Annotated in this window: 20 protein-coding genes and 1 pseudogene; 19 read left to right on the top strand and 2 right to left on the bottom strand. The window is 71.6% G+C overall.

The features are described 5' to 3' along the window. The first annotated feature begins 94 nt into the window (after window positions 1-94). From ACFT2C_RS04930 to ACFT2C_RS04840, 19 genes and pseudogenes are all read left to right on the top strand, one after another. Window positions 95-3,931 (top strand): chromosome segregation SMC family protein, encoded by a 3,837-nt coding sequence (locus ACFT2C_RS04930; protein WP_377205888.1) that lies wholly within the window; start codon window positions 95-97, stop codon window positions 3,929-3,931. 277 nt (window positions 3,932-4,208) lie between these two features. After that, a complete protein-coding gene (locus ACFT2C_RS04925; protein WP_377205887.1) occupies window positions 4,209-4,739 on the top strand; it encodes a hypothetical protein in 531 nt (176 codons plus the stop codon). 66 nt (window positions 4,740-4,805) lie between these two features. After that, window positions 4,806-5,978: a signal recognition particle-docking protein FtsY gene (gene ftsY / locus ACFT2C_RS04920; RefSeq protein WP_377205886.1), complete on the top strand. Its 1,173-nt coding sequence runs from the start codon at window positions 4,806-4,808 to the stop codon at window positions 5,976-5,978. Window positions 5,979-6,266: 288 nt separating this feature from the next. Then, window positions 6,267-7,583: an ammonium transporter gene (locus ACFT2C_RS04915; RefSeq protein WP_377205885.1), complete on the top strand. Its 1,317-nt coding sequence runs from the start codon at window positions 6,267-6,269 to the stop codon at window positions 7,581-7,583. A 43-nt stretch (window positions 7,584-7,626) separates the two neighbouring features. Then, entirely contained in the window at window positions 7,627-7,965 is a 339-nt protein-coding gene (locus ACFT2C_RS04910) for a P-II family nitrogen regulator (protein ID WP_377205884.1), read from the top strand. A gap of 20 nt (window positions 7,966-7,985) precedes the next feature. Then, window positions 7,986-9,803: an HD domain-containing protein gene (locus ACFT2C_RS04905; protein ID WP_377205883.1), complete on the top strand. Its 1,818-nt coding sequence runs from the start codon at window positions 7,986-7,988 to the stop codon at window positions 9,801-9,803. 33 nt (window positions 9,804-9,836) lie between these two features. After that, window positions 9,837-11,474: a signal recognition particle protein gene (ffh, locus tag ACFT2C_RS04900; protein WP_377205882.1), complete on the top strand. Its 1,638-nt coding sequence runs from the start codon at window positions 9,837-9,839 to the stop codon at window positions 11,472-11,474. Between the two features lie 135 nt (window positions 11,475-11,609). Then, window positions 11,610-12,728, top strand: coding sequence for an amidohydrolase family protein (locus ACFT2C_RS04895; protein ID WP_377205881.1), 1,119 nt, complete (start codon window positions 11,610-11,612; stop codon window positions 12,726-12,728). A 172-nt stretch (window positions 12,729-12,900) separates the two neighbouring features. Continuing rightward, the gene (gene rpsP / locus ACFT2C_RS04890; protein WP_377205880.1) at window positions 12,901-13,326 is read left to right on the top strand and encodes a 30S ribosomal protein S16; all 426 of its coding nucleotides are present in this window, start codon (window positions 12,901-12,903) and stop codon (window positions 13,324-13,326) included. Next, window positions 13,326-13,565 (top strand): RNA-binding protein, encoded by a 240-nt coding sequence (locus tag ACFT2C_RS04885; protein WP_377205879.1) that lies wholly within the window; start codon window positions 13,326-13,328, stop codon window positions 13,563-13,565. The genes rpsP and ACFT2C_RS04885 overlap by 1 nt, the downstream gene beginning before the upstream one ends. Window positions 13,566-13,684: 119 nt before the next feature. Continuing rightward, the gene (gene rimM, locus ACFT2C_RS04880) at window positions 13,685-14,233 is read left to right on the top strand and encodes a ribosome maturation factor RimM (RefSeq protein WP_377205878.1); all 549 of its coding nucleotides are present in this window, start codon (window positions 13,685-13,687) and stop codon (window positions 14,231-14,233) included. A gap of 1 nt (window position 14,234) precedes the next feature. Further along, a complete protein-coding gene (trmD, locus tag ACFT2C_RS04875; protein WP_377205877.1) occupies window positions 14,235-15,017 on the top strand; it encodes a tRNA (guanosine(37)-N1)-methyltransferase TrmD in 783 nt (260 codons plus the stop codon). A gap of 258 nt (window positions 15,018-15,275) precedes the next feature. Further along, window positions 15,276-15,623: a 50S ribosomal protein L19 gene (rplS, locus tag ACFT2C_RS04870; protein WP_377205876.1), complete on the top strand. Its 348-nt coding sequence runs from the start codon at window positions 15,276-15,278 to the stop codon at window positions 15,621-15,623. A 157-nt stretch (window positions 15,624-15,780) separates the two neighbouring features. Further along, window positions 15,781-16,602 carry a signal peptidase I gene (gene lepB, locus ACFT2C_RS04865; RefSeq protein WP_377205875.1) on the top strand — a complete coding sequence of 274 codons (822 nt, stop codon included), beginning with the start codon at window positions 15,781-15,783 and terminating at the stop codon, window positions 16,600-16,602. A gap of 12 nt (window positions 16,603-16,614) precedes the next feature. Beyond that, window positions 16,615-17,295, top strand: coding sequence for a ribonuclease HII (locus ACFT2C_RS04860; protein WP_377205874.1), 681 nt, complete (start codon window positions 16,615-16,617; stop codon window positions 17,293-17,295). A 7-nt stretch (window positions 17,296-17,302) separates the two neighbouring features. Beyond that, window positions 17,303-17,602 (top strand): DUF2469 domain-containing protein, encoded by a 300-nt coding sequence (locus ACFT2C_RS04855; RefSeq protein ID WP_119137991.1) that lies wholly within the window; start codon window positions 17,303-17,305, stop codon window positions 17,600-17,602. Window positions 17,603-17,787: 185 nt separating this feature from the next. Then, window positions 17,788-18,219: a YraN family protein gene (locus ACFT2C_RS04850; RefSeq protein WP_377205873.1), complete on the top strand. Its 432-nt coding sequence runs from the start codon at window positions 17,788-17,790 to the stop codon at window positions 18,217-18,219. Then, window positions 18,219-19,166, top strand: a pseudogene (locus ACFT2C_RS04845) (YifB family Mg chelatase-like AAA ATPase); the annotation flags it as partial. The gene ACFT2C_RS04850 and the pseudogene ACFT2C_RS04845, both read left to right, overlap by 1 nt. Window positions 19,167-19,345: 179 nt before the next feature. Continuing rightward, a complete protein-coding gene (locus tag ACFT2C_RS04840) occupies window positions 19,346-20,851 on the top strand; it encodes a recombinase family protein (protein ID WP_377205872.1) in 1,506 nt (501 codons plus the stop codon). Here ACFT2C_RS04840 and ACFT2C_RS04835 read toward each other — a convergent pair. Continuing rightward, the gene (locus tag ACFT2C_RS04835) at window positions 20,835-21,254 is read right to left on the bottom strand and encodes a hypothetical protein (protein WP_377205871.1); all 420 of its coding nucleotides are present in this window, start codon (window positions 21,252-21,254) and stop codon (window positions 20,835-20,837) included. The two genes, ACFT2C_RS04840 and ACFT2C_RS04835, sit on opposite strands and share 17 nt — an antisense overlap. 322 nt (window positions 21,255-21,576) lie before the next feature. Next, window positions 21,577-22,689: a hypothetical protein gene (locus ACFT2C_RS04830; protein ID WP_377205870.1), complete on the bottom strand. Its 1,113-nt coding sequence runs from the start codon at window positions 22,687-22,689 to the stop codon at window positions 21,577-21,579. Between the last annotated feature and the right edge of the window lie 54 nt (window positions 22,690-22,743).

Below are 22,743 nucleotides of genomic sequence, written 5' to 3'. Positions count from 1 at the left end.
GGTAACTCCCCGCGCACCCCGGACACACGCTCTACTTCGGCGTCCTCGGCGTTACGTCCGACGTTCAGACCAAGTTCACCGTTAGGCTCACCGCGTGCACCTCAAGACGCTCACGCTCCGGGGATTCAAGTCCTTCGCGTCGGCGACCACCCTCGAGCTGGAGCCGGGCATCACCTGCGTGGTGGGCCCCAACGGCTCCGGCAAGTCCAACGTGGTCGACGCCCTGGCCTGGGTCATGGGCGAGCAGGGTGCCAAGTCGCTGCGCGGCGGCAAGATGGACGACGTCATCTTCGCCGGCACGTCCGGCCGCGCGCCGCTGGGCCGCGCCGAGGTCGCCCTCACGATCGACAACACCGACGGCGCGCTGCCGATCGACTACACCGAGGTCACGATCTCCCGCACGCTGTTCCGCAGCGGCGGCTCCGAGTACGCGATCAACGGCAACAGCTGCCGCCTGCTGGACATCCAGGAGCTCCTGAGTGACTCCGGCATCGGGCGCGAGATGCATGTCGTGGTGGGGCAGGGCCAGCTCGACGCCGTCCTGCGCGCGACGCCGGAGGAGCGGCGCGGCTTCATCGAGGAGGCCGCGGGCGTCCTCAAGCACCGCAAGCGCAAGGAGAAGGCGCTCCGCAAGCTCGACGCGATGCAGGGCAACCTCGCGCGCCTGGGCGACCTGACCGCCGAGCTGCGGCGCCAGCTCGGCCCGCTCGGCCGGCAGGCGGAGGCGGCTCGCAGGGCGCAGACCGTCCAGCGCGACCTGCGCGACGCGAAGTCCCGCCTGCTCGCCGACGACCTCGCCCAGCTCACCGCGCAGCTCGAGCAGGAGCGCGCGGACGAGCGGTCCCTCAAGGAGCGGCAGGCCGAGACCGAGGCGGCGCTGGCCGAGGCGCGCGGCCTGCTGGCCCGCCTGGAGGCGGCGATGTCGGCGGAGTCGCAGCAGGTCAGCCAGGCGGGCGACACGGTCTTCGCGCTGTCCCAGACGCGCGAGCGCCTGCGCAGCCTGCAGTCCCTGGCGGGGGAGCGCGCCCGCCTGCTGGGCACGGCAGAGCCCGCGCACCAGGGCCAGGACCCGAACGACCTCGAGGCGCAGGCGGCGCGTGCCCGCGCGAGCGAGGAGGAGCTCGTCACCGAGGTCGAGATGGCGCACGAGGTGGTGGAGACCGCCGTCGACGCGCGTGCCGAGGCCGAGGCCGCGGCCCAGGCCGCCGAGCGTTCGCACGCCGCGCTGCTGCGTGCCGCCGCGGACCGCCGGGAGGGCCTCGCACGCCTGGCCGGCCAGGTCGCCGCGCGCCGCAGCCGCGTCGAGGCCGCCGAGTCGGAGCTGGACCGGCTGCGCGACGCGCTGCTCGAGGCCGAGCAGCGGGTGGAGAGCACCTCGCGCGAGCTGGGCGCGCTCGAGACCGAGGTCGGCGGGGGCGGCGAGGACGGCGCGGAAGGGCTCGACGTCGCCCACGAGGCCGCGTCCGAGGTGCTGGAGCTGGCGAAGGCCGAGGTCAGGCACCTCCAGGAGCAGGTGACGACGGCGCAGCGGGACCGCAGCTCGGCGGCCGCGAAGGTCGAGGCGCTCGAGCTCAGCCTGGACCGCAAGGACGGCGCGGGCACGCTCCTGGCCGCCAACCAGGCGGGCGTGCTCGGCTCCGTGGCGGCGCTGCTGGGCATCGAGGCGGGCTTCGAGGACGCGGTCGCCGCAGCCCTCGGCCCGGTGGCGGACGCCGTGGCGGTCGCCGGCGTCGACGAGGCCGTGGACGCGCTGCGGCTGCTCCGCGACGAGGACGCCGGCCGGGCGAGCCTGGTCGTGGGCGCCGACCGCGCGGCGCACGGCGCCGGCGCGGACCGCCCGGCGGTCGACCTCCCGGCGGGCGCCCGGTGGGCCACGGACGTCGTGCAGGTGGCGGGTCCGGCGTCGGCGTCGCTGCTGACGATCCTGCGCGACGTCGTCGTCGTGGACGACCTGGCGCGTGCCCGCGCCCTCGTGCGCGACCAGCCCGTGGTCGCGGTGACCCGGGCCGGCGACCTGCTGGGCACCACGCGCGCCTGGGGCGGGTCGGCGGCCGCGCCCAGCGTGCTGCACCTGCAGTCGGCGCTGGACGAGGCGAAGGCCGCCCGCGACGAGGCGGCGGCCCGTGAGACGGACGGCTCGGCGCACCTGGAGCGCGCCCGGGCCGAGCGCACGGCGGCGCAGGAGCGCTACGACGAGACGCTCGCCCGGCTCGGGGAGGCGGACGCCGCGCGGGCGGCCGCCGCGGAGCAGCTCGGGTCGCTGGGCGCGGCCGCGCGCGCCGCCCAGGCCGAGGCCGACCGGCACCGTGCCGCGCTGGAGCAGGCGCAGGCGCGGCGCGAGGAGGACGAGATCGAGCTCGAGGCGCTCGTCGAGCGCATGACGCTCGCCGAGGAGGAACCCGCGGACGACGCGGGCTCCGTCGACGAGGTACAGGCCGAGCGGGACGAGGCGGCAGCGGCCGCGACGGCGGCCCGTGCGCGCGAGACCGAGGCCCGGCTGGCGCTGCGCACCGCTGAGGAGCGGGCCCGCGCCGTCTCCGGGCGTGCGCAGGCGCTGGCGGCGGCGGCCGAGCAGGAGCGCGCGGCGCGCGCCCGGGCCGCCGAGCGCGAGGAGTCCCGGCGCCGCGACGCGTCGCGCGCGCTGCAGGTGCAGCAGGCCGTCGCGGTGGCGCTCGAGGCGATAGCGCGGTCGCTGGACCGCGCGACGTCGGACAAGGCGGCCGCCGAGGAGGCCCGCGCCGCGGGCTCGGAGCAGCTCCTCGCCGTGCGGGGGAGCGTGGAGTCCCTCACAGGCGAGCTGCGCGAGCTCACCGACGTCGCGCACCGCGACGAGGTGGCCCGCGCGCAGCAGATGCTGCGCCTGGAGCAGCTCCAGTCGCGCGCGACCGAGGAGCTGGGCATGGACCCGGACGTGCTCGTCGAGGAGTTCGGCCCCCACCAGCTCGTCCCCGTCTACGAGGGCGACGCCGCGGTGCGCGGCCGCAAGCGGCGCGCCGTGGTGGAGCGCGACGACGAGGGCAACCCGATCCGATACGAGGGAGATCCCGCGCTGCCGCGCGGGGCGGCGGCGCGCGAGGATGCGCTCATCGCCCGCACGCGCGCTCTCCACGAGGCAGGGCTTCGCCCGGACGACCCCGCTGCGACCGCCGTGGTCGTCGCCGCGGCCGGGGCCGAGCCGGAGGAGGGCCCGGCCGACGGCGAGACCGCCGAGGCCGAGGAGCCGGCCCCCAGCGAGCCGAAGCCGGACCGGATGGTCCCGTACGTCCGCGAGGAGCAGGAGGCCCGGCTGGCGAAGGCCGAGAAGGCACTCTCCCGGATCGGCGCCGTGAACCCGCTGGCGCTGGAGGAGTTCGCCGCCCTGGAGGAGCGCCACCAGTTCCTGGTGGACCAGCTCGCTGACCTGAAGAAGTCGCGCGAGGACCTGCTGCAGATCGTCGACGACATCGACGAGCGCGTGCAGCAGGTGTTCGCCGAGGCGTTCCAGGACACGGCCGCGAAGTTCCTCGAGATCTTCCCGCGCCTGTTCCCGGGTGGCGAGGGCAAGCTCACGCTCACGGAGCCGGAGAACCTGCTGACCACCGGCATCGAGGTCGAGGCGCGCCCGGCCGGCAAGAAGGTCAAGCGGCTGTCGCTGCTCTCGGGCGGCGAGCGCTCGCTGGCGGCGGTGGCGTTCCTCGTGTCGATCTTCAAGGCCCGGCCGAGCCCGTTCTACATCATGGACGAGGTCGAGGCCGCGCTCGACGACGTCAACCTCGGCCGCCTCATCGAGATCTTCAAGGAGCTGCAGAAGGACAGCCAGCTCATCGTGATCACGCACCAGAAGCGCACGATGGAGGTCGCGGACGCCCTGTACGGCGTGACGATGCGGGGCGACGGCGTCACGACGCTGATCAGCCAGCGCATGGGCGAGCGCGAGACCGTCACCGCCTGAGCCGGAGATGCAGCGCAGGGTGCGGGCCGAGGGACGAGGCACGCGCCCGAAGCGGAATCGCAGACTCAGGCGGCATGGGCGCCGCCTGAGCCGAGCCCGCACCCGAGCGGGCGCCGATTTCCCGCCCGGTAGCCGCGACCCCGCGGAAGATTTTCCGCACGCCGGGGCCAGGAACTCCAGGTGTGATGGATTTCTCCTGGTGAAACCGCGCGTGTTGCGCGGCGTGTCGCGACGTTCTGCGCGGCGCGACCGCACAAGACGCGACACAATAGGGCCCATGTGGTGGGCTGTCATTCTGCTCGTGGTGTGCCTGGTCCTGGCGGTGGGCGTCTTCGTCGTGGCCAGCCAGATGGACGCGCCCGCGAACAGGACCGAGCAGGTCTCGTTCCTCCAGTGGTTCAGGTCCGGCCTCGCGCATCTGCACGGTGACACCAGGCGGCGCCGGGACGGCCGCCGCCGCGGCGCCTCCGCCGTCGCGACGCACGCCGTGGGCGCCCCGTCCGTCTGGGTCGGCAAGCCGCCGGTGGTCAAGCCCGACACCAAGCCGGTTGACATGGGGATGTCCGAGTTCTTCGCGGCGACCATCGAGTCCAAGCCCGGCTACGTCGACGCCGAGGAGCTGACCGACGTCCTGAACCGCGCGCGCGACCAGGCGCAGAAGACGCTGCACGTGCCGCTCGGCACGGTGCCGCTCAAGCCGGTCAACCGCGTTCCCGGCCAGCTGCGGGCCGTGCGGCCGGTGCGGATCGTGCAGAAGATCTCGCAGGAGCCGCCGGCGGAGCGGGGCCCGGCCCAGGCCGCGAGCTGACGCTGTGCATCACCTTCCCGGAGCGCGCGCCCGCGGCGCCGTCCGCGGGATGAAAGAATCTGGGGCGTGAACGAGCTTCCCTGGATCGAGATCATCTCCGCCGTCGCCGTCCTCGCGGGTGGCGGCGGCATCGCCGGCATCCTCGTCGCCCGACGCCGGAGGCGCACCCAGGACGACGGCGGTCAGGCGACCGTCGAGCGCGCGCCGGATGCGGTCGCCGAGCCAGAGGTCTCGACGAGCCCGACCCCCGAGGCGCCCGTCGAGACCCGCGAGCCGACCCGCGAAGCCGTCGAGACCCCCGCGCCCACCGCAGGCCGCCTGGTGCGGCTCCGCGACCGTCTCGCACGCTCGGGCTCGCCGCTGGGCGCCCGGCTGCTGTCCGTCCTGTCCCGCGACGCCCTCACCGAGGACGACTGGGACGAGATCGAGGAGGAGCTGCTCCTCGCGGACGTCGGCGCGGGCCCCACCACCGAGCTGCTGGACGCGCTGCGCACCAAGGTCCGCGTGCTCGGCGTGCGCGAGCCGGCCGCCGTGCGCGACCTGCTGCGCTCCGAGCTCGTCACGCTGCTGGACCCGGCGCTGGACCGGACGCTGAAGACCGAGCCCACCACCGCCGACGACGGCACGCACCTGCCCGCCGTGACCCTCGTGGTGGGCGTGAACGGCACCGGCAAGACGACGACGGTCGGCAAGCTCGCCCGGGTGCTGGTGGCCGACGGCCGCAGCGTGGTGCTCGGCGCCGCCGACACCTTCCGGGCCGCGGCCGCCGACCAGCTCACCACGTGGGGCAACCGGGTGGGCGTGCCGACCGTGCGCTCCGACCGCGAGGGCGCGGACCCGGCGTCGGTGGCGTTCGAGGCTGTCGCGCGCGGGCGCGACGAGAAGATCGACGTCGTGCTCGTGGACACTGCCGGGCGCCTGCAGAACAAGGCGGGCCTCATGGACGAGCTCGGCAAGATCGTGCGGGTCTCCAGCAAGGTGGCCGCGCCGAGCGAGGTGCTGCTGGTCCTGGACGCGACCACAGGGCAGAACGGGCTCTCGCAGGCGCGCGTCTTCGCGGAGGTCGCCGGCGTCACGGGCATCGTGCTGACCAAGCTCGACGGGACCGCCAAGGGCGGGATCGTGGTGCAGGTGCAGCGGGAGCTCGGCGTGCCGGTCAAGCTGATCGGCCTCGGTGAGGGCCCGGACGACCTGGCGCCGTTCGACGTCGAGGAGTTCGTCGAGGGCATTCTTGGGTAGATTCGCGCGGGAATTATGCAGTGGTTTCCGTCGCTTCGAAGAACTGTCCAATATGTGAGAATACCTGCGTTCCGGCGCGACATCACAGGCGCGTCGCGACCGAATCACGATCGCATCACGGATGCCCGAAATATTTAGCCCAATTCGCTCGCGAAATGAGACGTTTACATTCTCCCCCGCTGCGTCACGTATTCGTAACCTCGGCGCAGGTCGCGCGTAACGGCTGCCCGCGACCGTAGTCGCGGTGGGCCGAGTCACCAGGACCCGGTCCGGGGAGAGAGGCATCTGATGGAATTCGAACTGGACAGTGGAAACACTGCCTGGATGATCACAGCCTCCTCGCTCGTGCTGCTGATGACGCCGGGCCTGGCGTTCTTCTATGGCGGCATGGTGCGCGGGAAGAGCGTCCTCAACATGATGATGATGAGCTTCAGTGCGATCGGCGTCGTCGGTCTGATCTGGGTGCTCTACGGCTACTCGCTGACGTTCGGCAGCGACATCGGCGGCATCATCGGCAACCCTGCCGAGTTCTTCGGCCTCGCGATCCCCGACGCCGACTCCCTCATGGGCAGCGTGGGCGTCCCGGCCACCGTCGCGGCGGGCTACCAGGCCACGTTCGCGATCATCACCGTCGCCCTCATCTCCGGCGCCATCGCCGACCGCGTGAAGTTCGGCACCTGGATCGCCTTCTCGGCCCTCTGGGTCACGCTGGTCTACAGCCCCGTCGCGCACATGGTGTGGGGCGGCGGCCTCCTCGGAATCGAGGGCCCGATCGCGTCGGCGCTCTCGTCCCCGATCGACTTCGCCGGTGGCACCGTGGTGCACATCAACGCCGGTGCCGCCGGCCTGGCGCTCGCGCTGATCATCGGCAAGCGCAAGGGCTTCGGCACCGAGGCCATGCGTCCGCACAACCTGCCGTTCGTCATGCTCGGTGCCGCCCTCCTGTGGTTCGGCTGGTTCGGCTTCAACGCCGGCTCCGAGTTCGCTGCTGACGGCACAGCAGGCCGCGCCTGGCTGAACACGCTGGTCGCGACCGGCGTCGCCATGCTGGCCTGGATGGCCACGGAGAAGTTCCGTGACGGTGCGCCCACCACCCTCGGTGCCGCCTCGGGTGTGGTCGCCGGACTGGTCGCCATCACCCCGGCCGCTGCGGCTGTCGACACCTACGGCTCGATCGTGATCGGCCTCGTGGCCGGCGTCCTGTGCGCCCTCGCCGTCGGCCTGAAGTACAAGTTCGGCTACGACGACTCGCTCGACGTCGTCGGCGTGCACCTGGTGGGTGGCGTCGTCGGCACCGTGCTCATCGGTTTCTTCGCCACCGGCGACGAGGCTGCCGTCGCGAAGTACGGCACCTGGTACCCGGAGGGCGCGCTCAACGGCCTCTTCTACGGCGGCGGCGGCACTCAGCTCATCACCCAGATCATCGCCGCGCTGATCGCCGTCGTGTTCAGCTTCGTCATGACCGCGATCATCGCGTACGTCCTCAAGGCCATCATGGGCTGGCGCATCTCCGAGGAGGCCGAGGTCAGCGGCATCGACCTCGCCGTCCACGGCGAGACGGCGTACGAGGCAGCCACCGGCTCTACGATCACCGAGGTGCGCTGACCGTGATCGCGGTGCAGCATCCGACTCTGAAGGAGGTACGCGCATGAAGCTCGTCACGGGTGTCATCCAGCCCCACCGTCTCGACGACGTGAAAACGGCGTTGGAGGGTGCGGGGGTTCGCGGTATGACCGTGAGCGAGGCCAGCGGCTACGGCCGACAGAAGGGCCACACCGAGGTCTACCGCGGCGCCGAGTACACCGTCGACCTGGTGCCGAAGGTCCGCATCGAGGTGCTCGTCACCGACGCCGACGTCACCGCGGTGACCGACGCGATCGTCGGCGCCGCCCAGACCGGCAAGATCGGTGACGGCAAGGTGTGGGTCGTGCCGGTCGACGACGTGGCCCGTGTGCGCACCGGCGAGCACGGCGACGCGGCCCTCTGACCGGGAGCCCTCGACGACGTATGACAACTGACCCGGTGCCTGGGGGCGCCCGGGAGCAGGCGGAGGCCCCGCACCCCACTGCTGGGGTGCGGGGCCTCCGCGACGAACTCCTGATCATTGCCGCAGACCTGACGGGTCCGGGGCGCTCGGGCCTGGCCCGGCGGTCCGCCGTCGGGCAGCGGGTCACCGAGCGCCTCGGCGCCCTGTTCGCGGAGGCGACCAAGGACGTCGACCCGTCGGGCATCGCCCTGGCGGCCGTCGGCAGCCTGGGCCGGGGCGAGCTCGGCCCGCTGAGCGACCTCGACCTCGTCCTGGTGCACGACGGCCGCACCCACGGCGCGGACGATCTGCAGCAGGTGGCCGAGCGGCTCTGGTACCCGCTGTGGGACTCGGGCGTCGACATCGACCACGCGGTGCGGTCGCTGAGCCAGTCCCGGCAGGTGGCGGCGAGCGACCTCCCGGCGGTGATCGGCTGGCTGAGCGTGCAGGCGGTGGCGGGCGACGCCGTCGTCGTGCACCGGGCGGCGTCCGCCGTGCTGACGGACTGGCGCGCCGCCGCACGGCGGCGCCTGCCCGAGCTGATCACCTCCACGCGCGAGCGCGCGCAGCGCGCGGGGGAGCTGGCCTACCTCATCGAGCCCGACCTCAAGGAGGCGCGCGGCGGCATGCGGGACGCGATCCTGCTCTCCGCACTGGCTGCCACCTGGCTCACCGACCGCCCGCACGGCGCGGTCGACGCCGCCTACACGCACCTGCTCGACGTCCGCGACACCCTGCAGGTGGTCACGCGGCGGCGGACCAGCCGCCTCCTGCTGGCCGACCTGGAGGACGTGGCCGAGCTCACCGGGTACGACGACGGCGACGAGCTGCTGGCGAGCCTCGCGGAGTCGGGCCGGGTCATCTCCTACGCGCTCGACATGACTGTCCGCCGGGCCCGGCAGGCCCTGTCCCGCCCGGTGGGCGTGGGCAAGCCGATGATGGTCCGCGGACGGCGCACGCCGCCGCGCCTGCGCTCGGTGGGCGACGGCCTGGTGGAGCACGACGGCGAGCTCGTGCTCGGCGTCGGCACGCGCCCGGCGTCGGACCCGCTGCTGCCCCTGCGGGCAGCCGCGACGGCCGCCCGGACCGGGCTCGTGCTGTCGCCCGTGACCATCCAGAGCCTGGAGCAGTGCCCGCCCCTGCCCGAGCCGTGGCCGCCGGCCGCCCGCGAGAGCCTGCTCGCGCTGCTCGCCGCGGGGCCGGCGCAGATCCCGGTCTGGGAGGCGCTCGACCTCGCCGGGGTGGTCACCTCGTGGTTCCCCGAGTGGGCCGACGTGCGCAACCGGCCGCAGCGCGCGGCGATCCACCGGCACACCGTGGACCGGCACCTCGTCGAGACGGCCGCCGTGGCCTCCCGGCTGCGCCGTCGGCTGCCGGAGCTCGCCCCCGGTGCCGGGCAGCGCGGGGGAGTGGCGGCCGGCGACCTCCTGCTGCTCTCCGCGCTCCTGCACGACATCGGCAAGGTGCGCGGCGCGGCCGACCACTCGGTGGAGGGCGCCCGGCTGGTGCCGGGCATCCTGACCCGCGCGGGTTTCGCGCCCGAGGTGGCCGACGACGTCACGCGGCTCGTGCGGCACCACCTCACGCTCGCGGACCTGGCCACGAGGTCCGACCCCGATGACCCGGACACCCTGACGACGCTGCTGGAGGCCGTGGACCATCGCAGCGACCTGCTCGACGTGCTGCGCGCCCTGACGGAGGCGGACACGACGTCGCTCGGGCCGAAGTCGTGGACCGAGTGGCGGGCCCAGCTCGTGGACGGGCTCACGGAGCGGGCCCACCGCATGCTGGCCGGATGAACGAGGGCTGGCGTGGTCGATTAGGCTGTGCCCGTGTTCAATTCCCTGTCCGACCGGCTTACCTCGACGTTCAAGAACCTGCGCACGCGGGGCCGTCTCTCCGAGGCGGACATCGACGCGACCGTGCGGGAGATCCGCCGCGCCCTCCTCGACGCCGACGTCGCGGTACCCGTGGTGCGCGAGTTCACCGCCGCGGTGCGCGAGCGTGCGCTGTCGTCGGAGGTCTCCGGTGCGCTGAACCCGGCCCAGCAGGTCGTCAAGATCGTCAACGAGGAGCTCGTCGACATCCTCGGCGGGGCCACGCGCCCGCTCACGCTGGCCAAGACGCCGCCCACCGTGATCATGCTCGCGGGTCTGCAGGGTGCCGGTAAGACCACGCTGGCGGGCAAGCTCGCGCACGCGCTGAAGGGGCAGGGCCACACGCCGGTGCTGGTCGCCGCCGACCTCCAGCGGCCGAACGCCGTGACCCAGCTCGCCGTGGTGGCCGAGCGCGCCGGCGTGCCGGTGTTCGCGCCGCACCCGGGCAACACGTCGGAGGCCGACGACCCCGCGGCCGACGCGCCCCTGATCGGCGACCCGGTGGGCGTCGCCCGGGACGGCGTCGCCTACGCCAGGGAACGCCAGCACGACGTCGTGATCGTGGACACCGCGGGCCGCCTCGGCATCGACGAGGTGCTGATGAAGCAGGCCTCGGACATCCGCGACGCCGTGAACCCGGACGAGGTCCTGTTCGTCATCGACGCGATGATCGGCCAGGACGCGGTGAACACCGCCAAGGCCTTCGCGGACGGCGTCGACTTCACCGGCGTCGTGCTCTCGAAGCTGGACGGCGACGCGCGCGGTGGCGCCGCCCTGTCGGTCGCCAAAGTGACCGGCCGGCCCATCATGTTCGCGTCCACGGGCGAGAAGCTTGACGACTTCGAGGTCTTCCACCCCGACCGCATGGCGAGCCGCATCCTCGACATGGGTGACGTGCTCACCCTGATCGAGCAGGCCGAGAAGGCGTTCGACGCCGGCGAGGCCGAGAAGATGGCGGCCAAGGTCGCCAGCGGCGAGGACTTCACGCTCGCGGACTTCCTCGGGCAGATGCAGCAGCTGAAGAACATGGGCTCGATGAAGAAGATGCTCGGCATGCTGCCGGGCATGGCCCAGATGCGCGACCAGATCGACCAGTTCGATGAGCGCGAGGTGGGGCGCATCGAGGCGATCATCCGCTCGATGACGCCGGCCGAGCGCGACAACCCGAAGATCATCAACGGCTCACGCCGCGCCCGCATCGCCAAGGGTTCCGGCACCACGACGACGGCGATCAACCAGCTCCTGGAGCGGTTCGAGAACGCCCAGAAGATGATGCGCCAGATGGCCAAGGGCGGTGGCTTGGGCCCGAACGGGATGCCCGCGATGCCCGGCGGCCCCGGCATGGGCATGGGCAAGAAGTCCCGCGGCAAGACGGCGCCCCCGAAGAAGGGCAAGAAGGGCAAGTCCGGGAACCCGGCCAAGCGCGCCCAGCAGGAGAAGGAAGCCATGCAGCGCGCGCTCGGCGGCGGCCCCGCTGCCGCGCCGTCCGCGCCGGCGGGCTCGTCGTTCGGCGTCGCCCCGAAGAAGGACGAGGCGCCCGACCTGAGCAACCTCGAGCTGCCGCCCGGCCTGGAGAAGTTCCTGGGCCGGTGACGGCTGGGTGGTACCGCCGTCGGGCGGGGGTGGTGGTGACGGCCCCGGAGGGTCGCTCCGGCGTGCGAAGGTGGGCGGGCAGCGGTGCGGGGCAGGGCGTGTCCACAGGTGAACCGGGGAGAACGAAGGAGCCGCATGTCTGCGCTGGAAGGTCCGACCGCGGCGATCCGTGGGCGCATCCTGCTGGGTGACGATCGCGAGGCCGAGGAGCTCTGGATCCGCGGCGGCCGCGTCAGCCTGACCCGCCCGTCGGCGCAGGGCACGAACATGCGGGTGCTGGAGGGCTGGGCGGTACCCGGCCTGGTCGACGTGCACTGCCACATCGGGCTCGCCGCCGACGGCGCGGTGCCCGACGACGAGGCCGAGAAGCAGGCTGTGGCGGACCGCGACGCCGGAGTGCTGCTGATCCGCGACGCCGGATCGCCGCTGGACACCGCCTGGGTGCACCGGCGCGGCGACCTGCCGCACCTGCTCCGGGCGGGCATGCACCTGGCCCTGCCCAAGCGGTACCTGCGCAACTACGGGCTCGAGCTCGAGTCCCCGGAGCTGCTCCCGGAGGCCGTGCGCACGCAGGCCCGCCGCGGCGACGGCTGGGTCAAGCTCGTGGGCGACTGGATCGACCGCACGCTCGGGGCCGACGGCGACCTGCGGCCCCTGTGGCCCGACGACGTGCTCGCCGAGGCGGTGGCCGTCGCGCACGCCGAGGCCGCTCGCGTCACGGTGCACGCGTTCGCCACCGAGACCATCGACGGGCTGCTGGCCGCCGGCGTCGACTGCATCGAGCACGGCACCGGCATGACCGCCGACCACATGGCCGAGGCCGCCGAGCGCGGCATCGCCGTCACGCCCACCCTGCTGCAGGTCGGGCAGTTCGAGAGCATCGCGGCACAGGCCGACAGCAAGTACCCCGTCTACGCGGAACGGATGCGCGCCATGCACGCGCGCCGGTACCAGCAGGTGCGCGACCTGCACGAGGCGGGCGTGCAGCTCCTGGTCGGCACCGACGCGGGTGGGACGATCTCGCACGGCCGGATCGCCGACGAGTGCGCCGAGCTCGTCGCGGCAGGCATCCCGGCGGCCGAGGTCGTGGCGATGGCCTCGTGGCGAGCCCGCGACTACCTCGGTTTCGGGGCCGTGGTGGAGGGATCCAGCGCCGACCTCGTGGTGTACCCGGCGGACCCGCGCGAGGACGTCGAGGTCCTGCGCCACCCCACGGCAGTGATCCTCCGCGGCATCGTCTACCCGACCCCCTGAGGTGTGACGCACACGCGGTTGGTGGCGCCTCCCGCCGTCTGGCACAATGTGCAGGTACTCGGCGTGCCCGGGCCCCTCTCACCCGGCCAGGCCGCGTCTCGGTCCTCCACACTGCTTCACCCCACGTCGCGGTGCTCGGACCACCCCATCAGAAACCAGGAGAGACCACTTCGTGGCTGTCAAGATTCGTCTCAAGCGCCTCGGCAAGATCCGGGCCCCGTACTACCGCGTCGTCGTCATGGACTCGCGCACCAAGCGCGACGGCCGTGCGATCGAGGAGATCGGCAAGTACCACCCGACCGAGGAGCCGTCGCTCATCGAGATCAAGTCGGAGCGCGCACAGTACTGGCTCGGCGTCGGCGCGCAGCCGACCGAGCAGGTCGCCGCTCTCCTCAAGGTGACCGGTGACTGGCAGAAGTTCAAGGGCCTGCCGGGCGCCGAGGGCACCCTGCGGGTCAAGGGCGAGAAGGCCGGCGCGGCCTCCGCCATCGAGGCCGTCAACGCCGATGCCGAGAAGGCCAAGGCCAAGGCTGCCGAGAAGGCTGCCGCCGCCGCCGCCGAGGCTCCGGCTGCGCCGGCCGAGGGCGACGAGGCCTGATGCTTCCGGAGGCCCTCGAGCACCTGGTGCGCGGCATCGTGGACAACCCGGACGACGTTCGCGTCTCCGCGAAGACGCTGCGCCGTGGTGACCTGCTCGAGGTCCGCGTGCACCCCGACGACCTGGGCCGAGTCATCGGCCGAGGTGGTCGCACGGCTCGCGCTCTGCGCACCGTGATCGGTGCGCTCGCCACCGGGGGCCCGGTGCGGGTCGACGTCGTGGACGTCGACCGGCGCTGAGCGTTCGCCCGCTCTGCACGACGACGAGGCCCGGTCCGAACTCGGACCGGGCCTTGCTCATCTCAGATCCGCCGGTCGAGCTTGTCGAGACCCTGACATCTTCATCTTCGAGGAGAGACATGCAGCTCACCGTGGCCCGCGTCAGCAAGGCGCACGGGCTCAAGGGCGAGGTAGCCCTGGACCTGCGGACGGACGATCCGGAGACCCGGCTCGCGGTGGGCGAGCGGCTCGAGACCGTCCCGGCCGACGCCGGCCCGCTGACCGTGACGCACTCGCGCGAGCACCAGGGGCGGTGGCTGGTCACGTTCGCCGAGATCACCGGCCGGACCGCGGCGGAGGAACTGCGCGGCACCGAGCTCGTCGTCGAGGCGGGCGACTCCGACGAGGAGGACGCCTGGTACCCGCACGAGCTCGAGGGCCTGCGTGCCGAGCTCGCCGACGGTACGGTCGTGGGCACGGTCGTCACGCTGGAGTACCAGCCCGCCCACGAGGCGCTGCTGATCGAGGAGACCCTGCCCGACGGCGGCACCGCCCGCACGCTGGTCCCGTTCGTCATGGCGATAGTGCCCGTGGTCGACATCGCGGGCGGTCGCGTGGTGCTGACCCCGCCCGGCGGGCTGCTGGCCCGCGACGCCGACGCCGCCGTCGTCGACCGGGAAGACGACTGACGTGCGCGTCGACGTCGTCTCGATCTTCCCGGACTACCTGTCCGTGCTGGACCTGTCGCTGGTCGGCAAGGCGCGCCAGCGCGGCCTGCTGGACCTGCGCGTGCACGACCTGCGCGACTGGACCACCGACCGGCACCGCACCGTGGACGACACCCCGTTCGGCGGGGGAGCCGGCATGGTCATGCGGCCGGACGTGTGGGGCACGGCCCTGGACGACGTCCTCGCGCCCGGCGCCCAGCTGATCGTCCCGACGCCGTCGGGCGAGGTGTTCACGCAGCGGCACGCCGAGGAGCTGGCGTCGGCCGAGCAGCTCGTGTTCGCCTGCGGCCGGTACGAGGGCATCGACGCGCGGGTCGCCGAGCACTACCGGGACGCCGGCGTCACGGTGCGGGAGCTGTCGATCGGCGACTACGTGCTCAACGGCGGCGAGGTCGCCTCGCTCGTCATGATCGAGGCCGTCGCCCGGCTGATCCCCGGGATGGTCGGCAACCCGGACTCCCTGGTCGAGGAGTCGCACGGGGCCGCGGGGCTGCTGGAGTACCCGGTGTACACGAAGCCGCCGTCGTGGGCGGACCTCGAGATCCCGGAGGTGCTGCTCTCGGGGCACCACGCGAGGATCGAGCGCTGGCGCCGGGACCGCGCGCTGGAGCGGACGGCGCGGCTGCGGCCCGACATGATCGCCGCGCTCTCCGTTGCGAGCCTGGACAAGCACGACCTGGCGCTGCTTGCGGAGCTCGGCTGGGTGCCCGGCCCGGCGGGCGACGGCGGGCTGACGCGGGCCTGAGGCTGTCGGGCGTGCGGCCCGCGCCCGACGTCACACCCCGCCCGGGGCGCCGGTCTCCCCGTTCGTGTGGCAGAATTACCCCTCGGTGCGTCACCGGTCAGGTCTCTGCCACAGGGGACGACCGGGGCGGGTAACCGCCCCCGACCGGGTCGAGCCGCACCGCGATCCTCATCATCCTTCCGGGACCCTGACGGCCTAGCCGGCCGAGGCGGGGCCCACGATATTCGCGCCTGACCTGTGGCAGGCCCGGAGAGAACAATGCAGAAGCTCGACATGATCGATTCCGCCTCGCTGCGGTCCGACATCCCGGCGTTCCGCGCCGGCGACACGGTCAAGGTCAACGTCAAGGTCGTCGAGGGCAACCGCTCTCGTATCCAGGCGTTCCAGGGCGTCGTCATCTCCCGCCACGGCGGCGGGATCGGCGAGACGTTCGCCGTCCGCAAGGTCAGCTTCGGTGTGGGCGTGGAGCGCAAGTTCCCGCTGCACGCGCCGACCATCGAGTCGATCGAGGTCGTCACCCGCGGTGACGTCCGTCGCGCGAAGCTGTACTACCTGCGCGAGCTGCGCGGCAAGAAGGCGAAGATCCGCGAGAAGCGCGACGCCTGACGCGTTCCAGCACGCACACCGGCGCCGGCCGTCATCCTCTGTTCGGGGGTGGCGGCCGACGTCGTACCTGCCCCGGTCTGTGGTGATATCCGGCGGGGTCCGTGTTCACCGGCGAGACCATTTCGCCGGGGACGCGTCGAGGTGACAGAGTTACCTCGTGACGAGTTTCGACCGGGTGGCACCGCCCACCCCTATCGATGGGACGCCCTTGAGCGCAGCAGATCCGTGGGAGAACAGCGGGGCGCATCGTCGGGGTGGGGCAGCGCACGGTCGTGAGCCGCGCAAGCAGCAGTCGGGCCTGCTCGGGATGCTCAAGGAGATCGGGATCATCGTCGTCAGCGCGCTGATCCTGTCGTGGCTCATCAAGACGCTGCTGGTGCAGCCGTTCTACATCCCGAGCGCGTCCATGGAGGACACGCTGACCGAGGGTGACCGCGTCATGGCGTCGCGCCTGACGCCGGGACCGTTCGACCTGGAGCACGGGGACATCGTCGTCTTCGTGGACCCGGGCGGCTGGCTGCCGCCGTACGTCCCGCCGGAGCGCGGCCCGGTCGGCGACGCCGCTGTGTCGTTCCTGACCACGGTGGGCCTGCTGCCGCAGGACACCGGCGACCACCTCATCAAGCGCCTGATCGGCCTGCCCGGCGACAAGGTCGTCTGCTGCGACGCCGACGGGCGCGTGTCGGTGAACGGCACGCCCATCGACGAGACGAGCTACATCAAGCCGGGATCGATCCCGAGCCAGGACCCGTTCGACGTCACCGTGCCCGAGGACATGCTCTGGGTGATGGGCGACAACCGTCAGGACTCGATGGACTCGCGCTACAACCGCGGTAAGCCGGGCGGCGGGTTCGTGCCCGTCGAGAACGTGGTGGGGACGGCGTTCGCCACCGTGTGGCCGCTGAACCGGCTGGACTGGCAGAGCCGCCCCGACGACGTCTTCAGCGCCGTCCCCGACGCTCCTCCAGCGGGGGAGTAGGCGGTGCGCACGGTGCCCACGCTGCGACAGGAACGGGCGCTCCTCGCCTCCGGTGCCCGCCTCGTGGCGGGCATGGACGAGGTCGGCCGTGGCGCCCTCGCGGGTCCGGTCAGCGTGGGCGTCGTGGTGGTCGACGCCGCCACCCGCACCGGGCCGAAGGGCGTCGCCGACTCGAAGCTGCTGACGCCGAACGCGCGCGAGGCTATCGCGCCGGCCGTGCGGCGCTGGGCGGTGGCCTGGGGCGTGGGACACGCGGGTCCGGCCGAGATCGACGAGATCGGGATCATCGCGGCGCTGAGGAAGGCCGGACGGCGCGCGCTCGCGCAGGTGCGGCTCGTGTGCGGCGACGTCGACGTCGTCGTGCTGGACGGTAAGCACGACTGGCTCTCCGCGCCGTCGCTCGACCTGTTCGCGGCGACGGACGCCCTGGACGACGGCGTCCCGGCCCCGGCCGTGCGGACTCTCATCAAGGCCGACATGACCTGCACGTCGGTGGCCGCCGCCAGCGTGCTGGCCAAGGTGGAGCGCGACGCGATCCTGGTCGAGCTGGCGCAGCGGCATCCCGAGTACGCCTGGGACCAGAACAAGGGCTACAGCGCGAGGGCACACATGGACGCCCTCGGGCTGCATGGACCGTCGCCGCAGCACCGCAGATCCTGGAACCTGCCCGGAACCGCGGCGTCGGTGGGATGATGTCGTCGTGAGCGCCGAAGACCTCGAGAACTACGAGACGGAGATGGAGCTCGCGCTCTATCGCGAGTACCGCGACGTGGTGGGCCTGTTTTCCTACGTGGTGGAGACCGAACGCCGGTTCTACCTGGCCAACCAGGTGGACCTGCAGGTGCGGTCCGCCGCCGGCGAGGTGTACTTCGAGCTGCGGCTCGGCGACGCCTGGGTGTGGGACGTCTACCGCTCGGCGCGCTTCGTGAAGTCGGTGCGCGTCGTGACGTTCAAGGACGTGAACGTCGAGGAGCTGGCGAAGGCGGAGCTCGCGCTCTGACGCGGGCCTACTGAAACTCGCTGGGCCACTGAAACTCGTCGGGAACCGGCACAGACCCTCCTGACGGGATTCCAACCGTCCTGGCACTACCTCGGACCTGTGGATCGTCGATCTGTGCACAGGTGAGCCCGCGGCGCCGTCGGGCGGCCTTTTCGTGACCAAGGCTGGTCACGGAGGTGGACGCGATGGCGAAGAAGGACGGCGTGGGCCGGTACGGCGAGCGGGTTGCACTGCGGCACGTGGCGGAGCGTGGCTGGGAGGTGCTCGACACCAACTGGCGCGGCAAGGACGGGGAGCTCGACATCGTCGCGCTCGACGGCGACGTGCTCGTCGTGGTCGAGGTCAAGACGCGGTCGGGCCTGGGGTTCGGGCATCCGGCGGAGGCGGTGACGCCACGCAAGCTGGCCCGCATCAAACGGCTGACGGGGCAGTGGCTCACCGCGTTCCGGGAACGGCTCGCCGCGGCGCGGCTGGCCGAGGAGGCGATGCCCGGCAGCCCGGTGCCGGTGCTGCCGGACCAGCGCACGAGCTTCGGGGCGATCCGGATCGACGTGGTCGCGGTGACGCTGCAGGAGCAGGGGCGCGCCGTCGTCGAGCACCTCGAGTCGGTGGCCTGATGGGCATCGCGACCACGCGGGCGGTATCGCTCGTCGGGATGCAGGGGCACGTGGTGGAGGTGCAGGCGCACCTCGCGGCGTCGGTCCCCGGGTTCACGCTGGTGGGGCTGCCGGACGCCGCCCTGAGCGAGTCCCGCGACCGGGTGCGGGCGGCGGTGACCTCCACGGGGCTGCCGTGGCCCGTCAAGAAGATCACCGTGAACCTTTCGCCGGCGTCGCTGCGCAAGCAGGGGAGCGCGTACGACCTGGCGATAGCGGTGGCGATCCTCGCGGGGGCCGAGGGGCCGTCGTCCGCCGGCCTGAGCCGGGTGGGCCTGGACCGGGTGGTGCACCTGGGCGAGCTGGGGCTCGACGGGCGCGTCCAGCCGGTGCGCGGCGTGCTGCCGGCCGTCGCGGCGGCCGTGGACGCCGGGTACCCGGACGTCGTGGTGGCGGCGGGGGACCTCGACGAGGCGCGGCTGGTGCCCGGAGCCCGGGTCGTCGGCGCGGCAAGCCTGGCCGAGGTGGTGGCGCTGCACGGCGGGCCGCCCGAGCTCGTGCGCGAGGTGGTGGCCGTGCAGCCGGCCCGCCCGGCGCTGTCCGCGCGCCTTCCGGGCGACCTGGCGGACGTCGTGGGGCAGGACCGTCCGCGCGCGGCGCTCGAGGTAGCGGCGGCAGGCGGCCACCACCTGCTGCTCGTCGGCCCGCCGGGCGCCGGCAAGACGATGCTGGCCTCCCGCCTGCCCGGCATCCTCCCGGACCTCACCGACCGGGAGGCCGTCGAGGTCACCGCCGTGCACTCGGTCGCGGGCACCTTCGACCCGGGCGGGGGACTGATCCGCCGTCCGCCGTTCGAGGACCCGCACCACACGGCGACCCAGGCCGCGGTGGTCGGCGGCGGGTCCGGCGTAGCGCGGCCGGGAGCGGTGTCGCGGGCGCACCGCGGCATCCTGTTCTTGGATGAGTCCAGCAATCGAAAGCACACCTTCTCATCGAAGGAGGAGCTTTCATGGCAACCCAGTCGCAGCTACCACACCCGAATCCACGGCCAGGTAGAGCAAAGCGGAGCGTGGTGTACCCGGCGTTCACGCGGACCGGGCCAGAGTCTCCTGTCGACGGAACCAGGCCGATCTACCTGTATCTGCGGTTGTCGAAGTACCACAAGGACAAGGCAGATGCGATCGAACGTCAGCGGATCGACCTGATTCGGAAGCTCGCTGCCGAGGGCGGCTGGACAGTTATGGGCGAGTACATCGACAACGACTCAGCCAGCACGTCAGCGGCGAGGACACGGAAGGGTTGGCAGCAGCTCAATGCCGACATCGGTTCCGGAATGGTCCGAGCCATCGCTTTCTGGAAGCTCGACCGTACGAACCGTGTGGCGGCGAAGTGCATCGAGTGGATCGGGGAATGCCAACGTTCCGGCGTTTACCTGGTGTCTCACCAGGATTCCGCCGACGAGCTGAACACGGCCACGGCAGGTGCCAAATTGGTCACTGGACTCAAGGCGTTGCTTGCCGAGGTCGAAACGGACTCTATGAGCGAACGCCAACTGGCAGCGAAGCGGCACCTGGCCGAAGCGGGCTTTCATCACGGTGGAGCTGTGCCACTCGGATGGATGGCCGGACCGCGCGTGACCGACGACTTCGGCCGCACCGGTGTCCGTCTGATACCGCACCCCGTCGAACATGTCGCATTGAAGGACGCCGTGGACTTGGTCTTGGCCGGCAAGAGCCTGAGGCAGATCGCCGCTTACTGGAGAGAGCGGCACGGGATCACGACGGCCGCTGGCAGGTTGGTGTACGAAGCTACGATCTACCGTGCGCTGGTCTCGCCACGGATGATCGGCTATCGAATGCGGCAAGTTCCTGAACACCAGCGTGGCGTGAAGATTGATCTACTTGACTACATCGCACGTGACTCCGACGGCGAGCCCGTTATCTCGCAAGAGCCAGTGTGCGACCGGCCGACGTGGCTGAGGGTACGGCGGCTTCTTGAGCAGGCCAAGACAAGCCAGAGCCGGAGGCCATGGGGCACGTACGCATGGCTCCTGACGGGACTGATCTACTGCCCGTGCGGAGAGCGGCTGTACGGCCACCACAAGTCCCGCCGCAACGCACGAGGAGAGCGGACTGAAGTCTTCGCCTATATCTGTAGTGCCAATCGGAGGTATGGACCTGGAGCCTGCACCGCGGGTTGCTACATCGACGCTCGAAAAACCGAGGCCTTCGTCCTGGGTTGGTTCTTCGCCCAAGTCACTGACGACGCGCTCGCGGAAGCGCGTGCCCGACGCCGAGCGGTCCACTCAAACGACGGCGTGCGGGAGCTGTTGGCCCAGCTCGACGACGCGACCGCCGAGAGAGACACCCTGCTTTCCAAGCAGGGGACGGCGCGGTACCGGGGCTCCATGGTGACCGTCCTTCTTGGTTTGATCGAGGACGCGCAGGCTCGGGTCGACTCCCTGCAGCAACGGGTCGATGCTGTGGAGCTTGACGAGTTGCCGATCGCGAACGGACCCGACCTGATTGCCATGTGGGAGGGGCTGACGATCATGGAGAAACGCGCATACCTGCGGCGGATGATCCGCCGGATCGATGCGGCACCGGGACGGGGACCCGTTGAGGAACGGTTGACGCTCATCCCCGTCGAATGACGGCGTTGACGACCGACGGTGAGTCCAGCAATGCGGCGATATCCTCAGCCACCGCCGAGGTCATGGGCTGGGTGGCGCGATGCTGACTGCCAGCGCGCCAACCGGCCTGGAACGCCTGGTACGCGCATTCCGGAACGACTCGTGCGACGCTCTCCGCCGTCGGGCACGGGCGTCGAGTGAGCTCGATGTTCGGGGCTGATCGGCTCGAGCGCATCGGGACAATCTCTGAAGCAATCCTTTCTGTGCTCACCACGACGTGCCTTCCCGGCGTCGAGCGGATGGGATGGCTGCTGCTACGTGGGCTGAGCGCGGTCTTCTTCGGTTGCCTTACGCTCGCCGCGTCGCGGCGATGGTCGAGGTTCGCGTCGGGGCCGGTCGGATCTGTGTGCTCGTTGCCGGGCATCGTGGTGCTCCTTCCTTGACGGCTTGCCGGCCTGGCCGGGTCGGGAAGGTGTACCGGCCACGATGTGGCAAGTGCGAGCCCAACCGCTAGGTCGCCGATGCACCGTCAGGCCCGCGCACCCTGGCGGAGCGACGATTACTCCAGACCACTCGTCTGCGTGTCGGCCGTACCAAAGACCGCCTCGGCGATTCGTGCGCGACCAGAGCACCGTGTCGGCGATGGTGGAGTGCCAGACCCAATCAAGTCTCTACTGATCAGGGGATTGCCCGAAGGGCGTTGTCTGGCCTGACCAGACCCGTACCGGCGTACGCCTCGGAGTTGCCTACAGCTCGTGTGCGCTCGTGTGTTGATCTGGGGGCGGTGTGCCCGTGCGACGTGTCGGTGGGAGCGGCGGCCGCGTGGCTGTCGCCGGCGCCGGCGCCGTCGTAGCGGCCGCGGGGCGCTGGTCGGTCTGACGCATGCCCCAGAGTTCCTCTGCTTCGTCGAGGGTCTTCTGGGCGGCTTCGACTATCCCCGGCCGTGCGGGCCGTGGGTCTAGCCCCAGCCGTACTGTTCGGCCTACGAACTGGCCGAGGCCGTCGGTCTTGTCGGTGTGTCGGAGCAGACCTTGGACGACCGGGGCGTGCCAGGCGGCCAGGTAGGTGGCGGCCGCAGCTGTACTGGCCAGCTGAGGTTGCTGATCGAATGGTGCGGCGCGGAAGGTGCGTACCAGGGCGCTGGATCGCGCATCCATGAGGTCCTCGCCTCCGCTGACGACGTGCCCCAGCACGGCGTCGCGTGTGGAGAGATCGGCTGTGATCAGGTGAGCCAGTACGCGCATTTGTTGGGGATCGTCGACCTGGCCGGCCGCAAGGGTGTCCAGGGCTCGAAGTGCGATGTCTGCGCGCAGCCGGGGCGGGTGGTCACGCATGGAGGCGGCTCTGTCGACGTCGAGGGGTTCGAACAGTGGGCTGGAGAGCGGGGCGACGGATTCCACGAGCGCGTCGCGCGAGGCTGCGGGTGCGGGGAGGCCGAGTACCTCGGCTTGTGGTGCCGCGTCGGCCACGCGGACCCCGGGTCCCCATCGGCCGGTCGTAGTGTCGCGGATACGTCCGATGCCGTCCTCGACGTGGAGCTGCTCGGGTCGCAAGTCGAAAGAGCCCTCGAGCGCGGCGGCCAGGATCTGGGAGCGGGCGGGGCCGTCGGGGCCGTAGCTGGTCACGATCAGCTGTGCGACGGTGTGCGACTTGAGCGCGGTGGCCAGGAGCGTGGTGACTTTGTCGGCGGTTTTGTGGTCGTCGTCTGGGGTGTCGTTCCAGTCGATCGCGCTGTGCGCGATGATTCGTAGGTCGGCGTCGAGCGCGCCGATGACGAGGTGCTGGTCGCCGAGCTGGTAGCCGGTGGTGTACGGGAGGTGGGCGAGGTATCTGGCGAGCTGCTGGTGCTGAGCATCCATGGTGATGTCGTCCTTCCTGTCGTTTGCGCTGGTGGTGGCTTCCCGTGGAGGCCA

The sequence above is a fragment of the Promicromonospora sp. NPDC057138 genome (genome assembly GCF_042670845.1).
Classification (GTDB): domain Bacteria; phylum Actinomycetota; class Actinomycetes; order Actinomycetales; family Cellulomonadaceae; genus Promicromonospora.
Note: the sequence above shows the minus strand (reverse complement) of the source record. Positions and strands in the feature narration are given on the sequence as shown.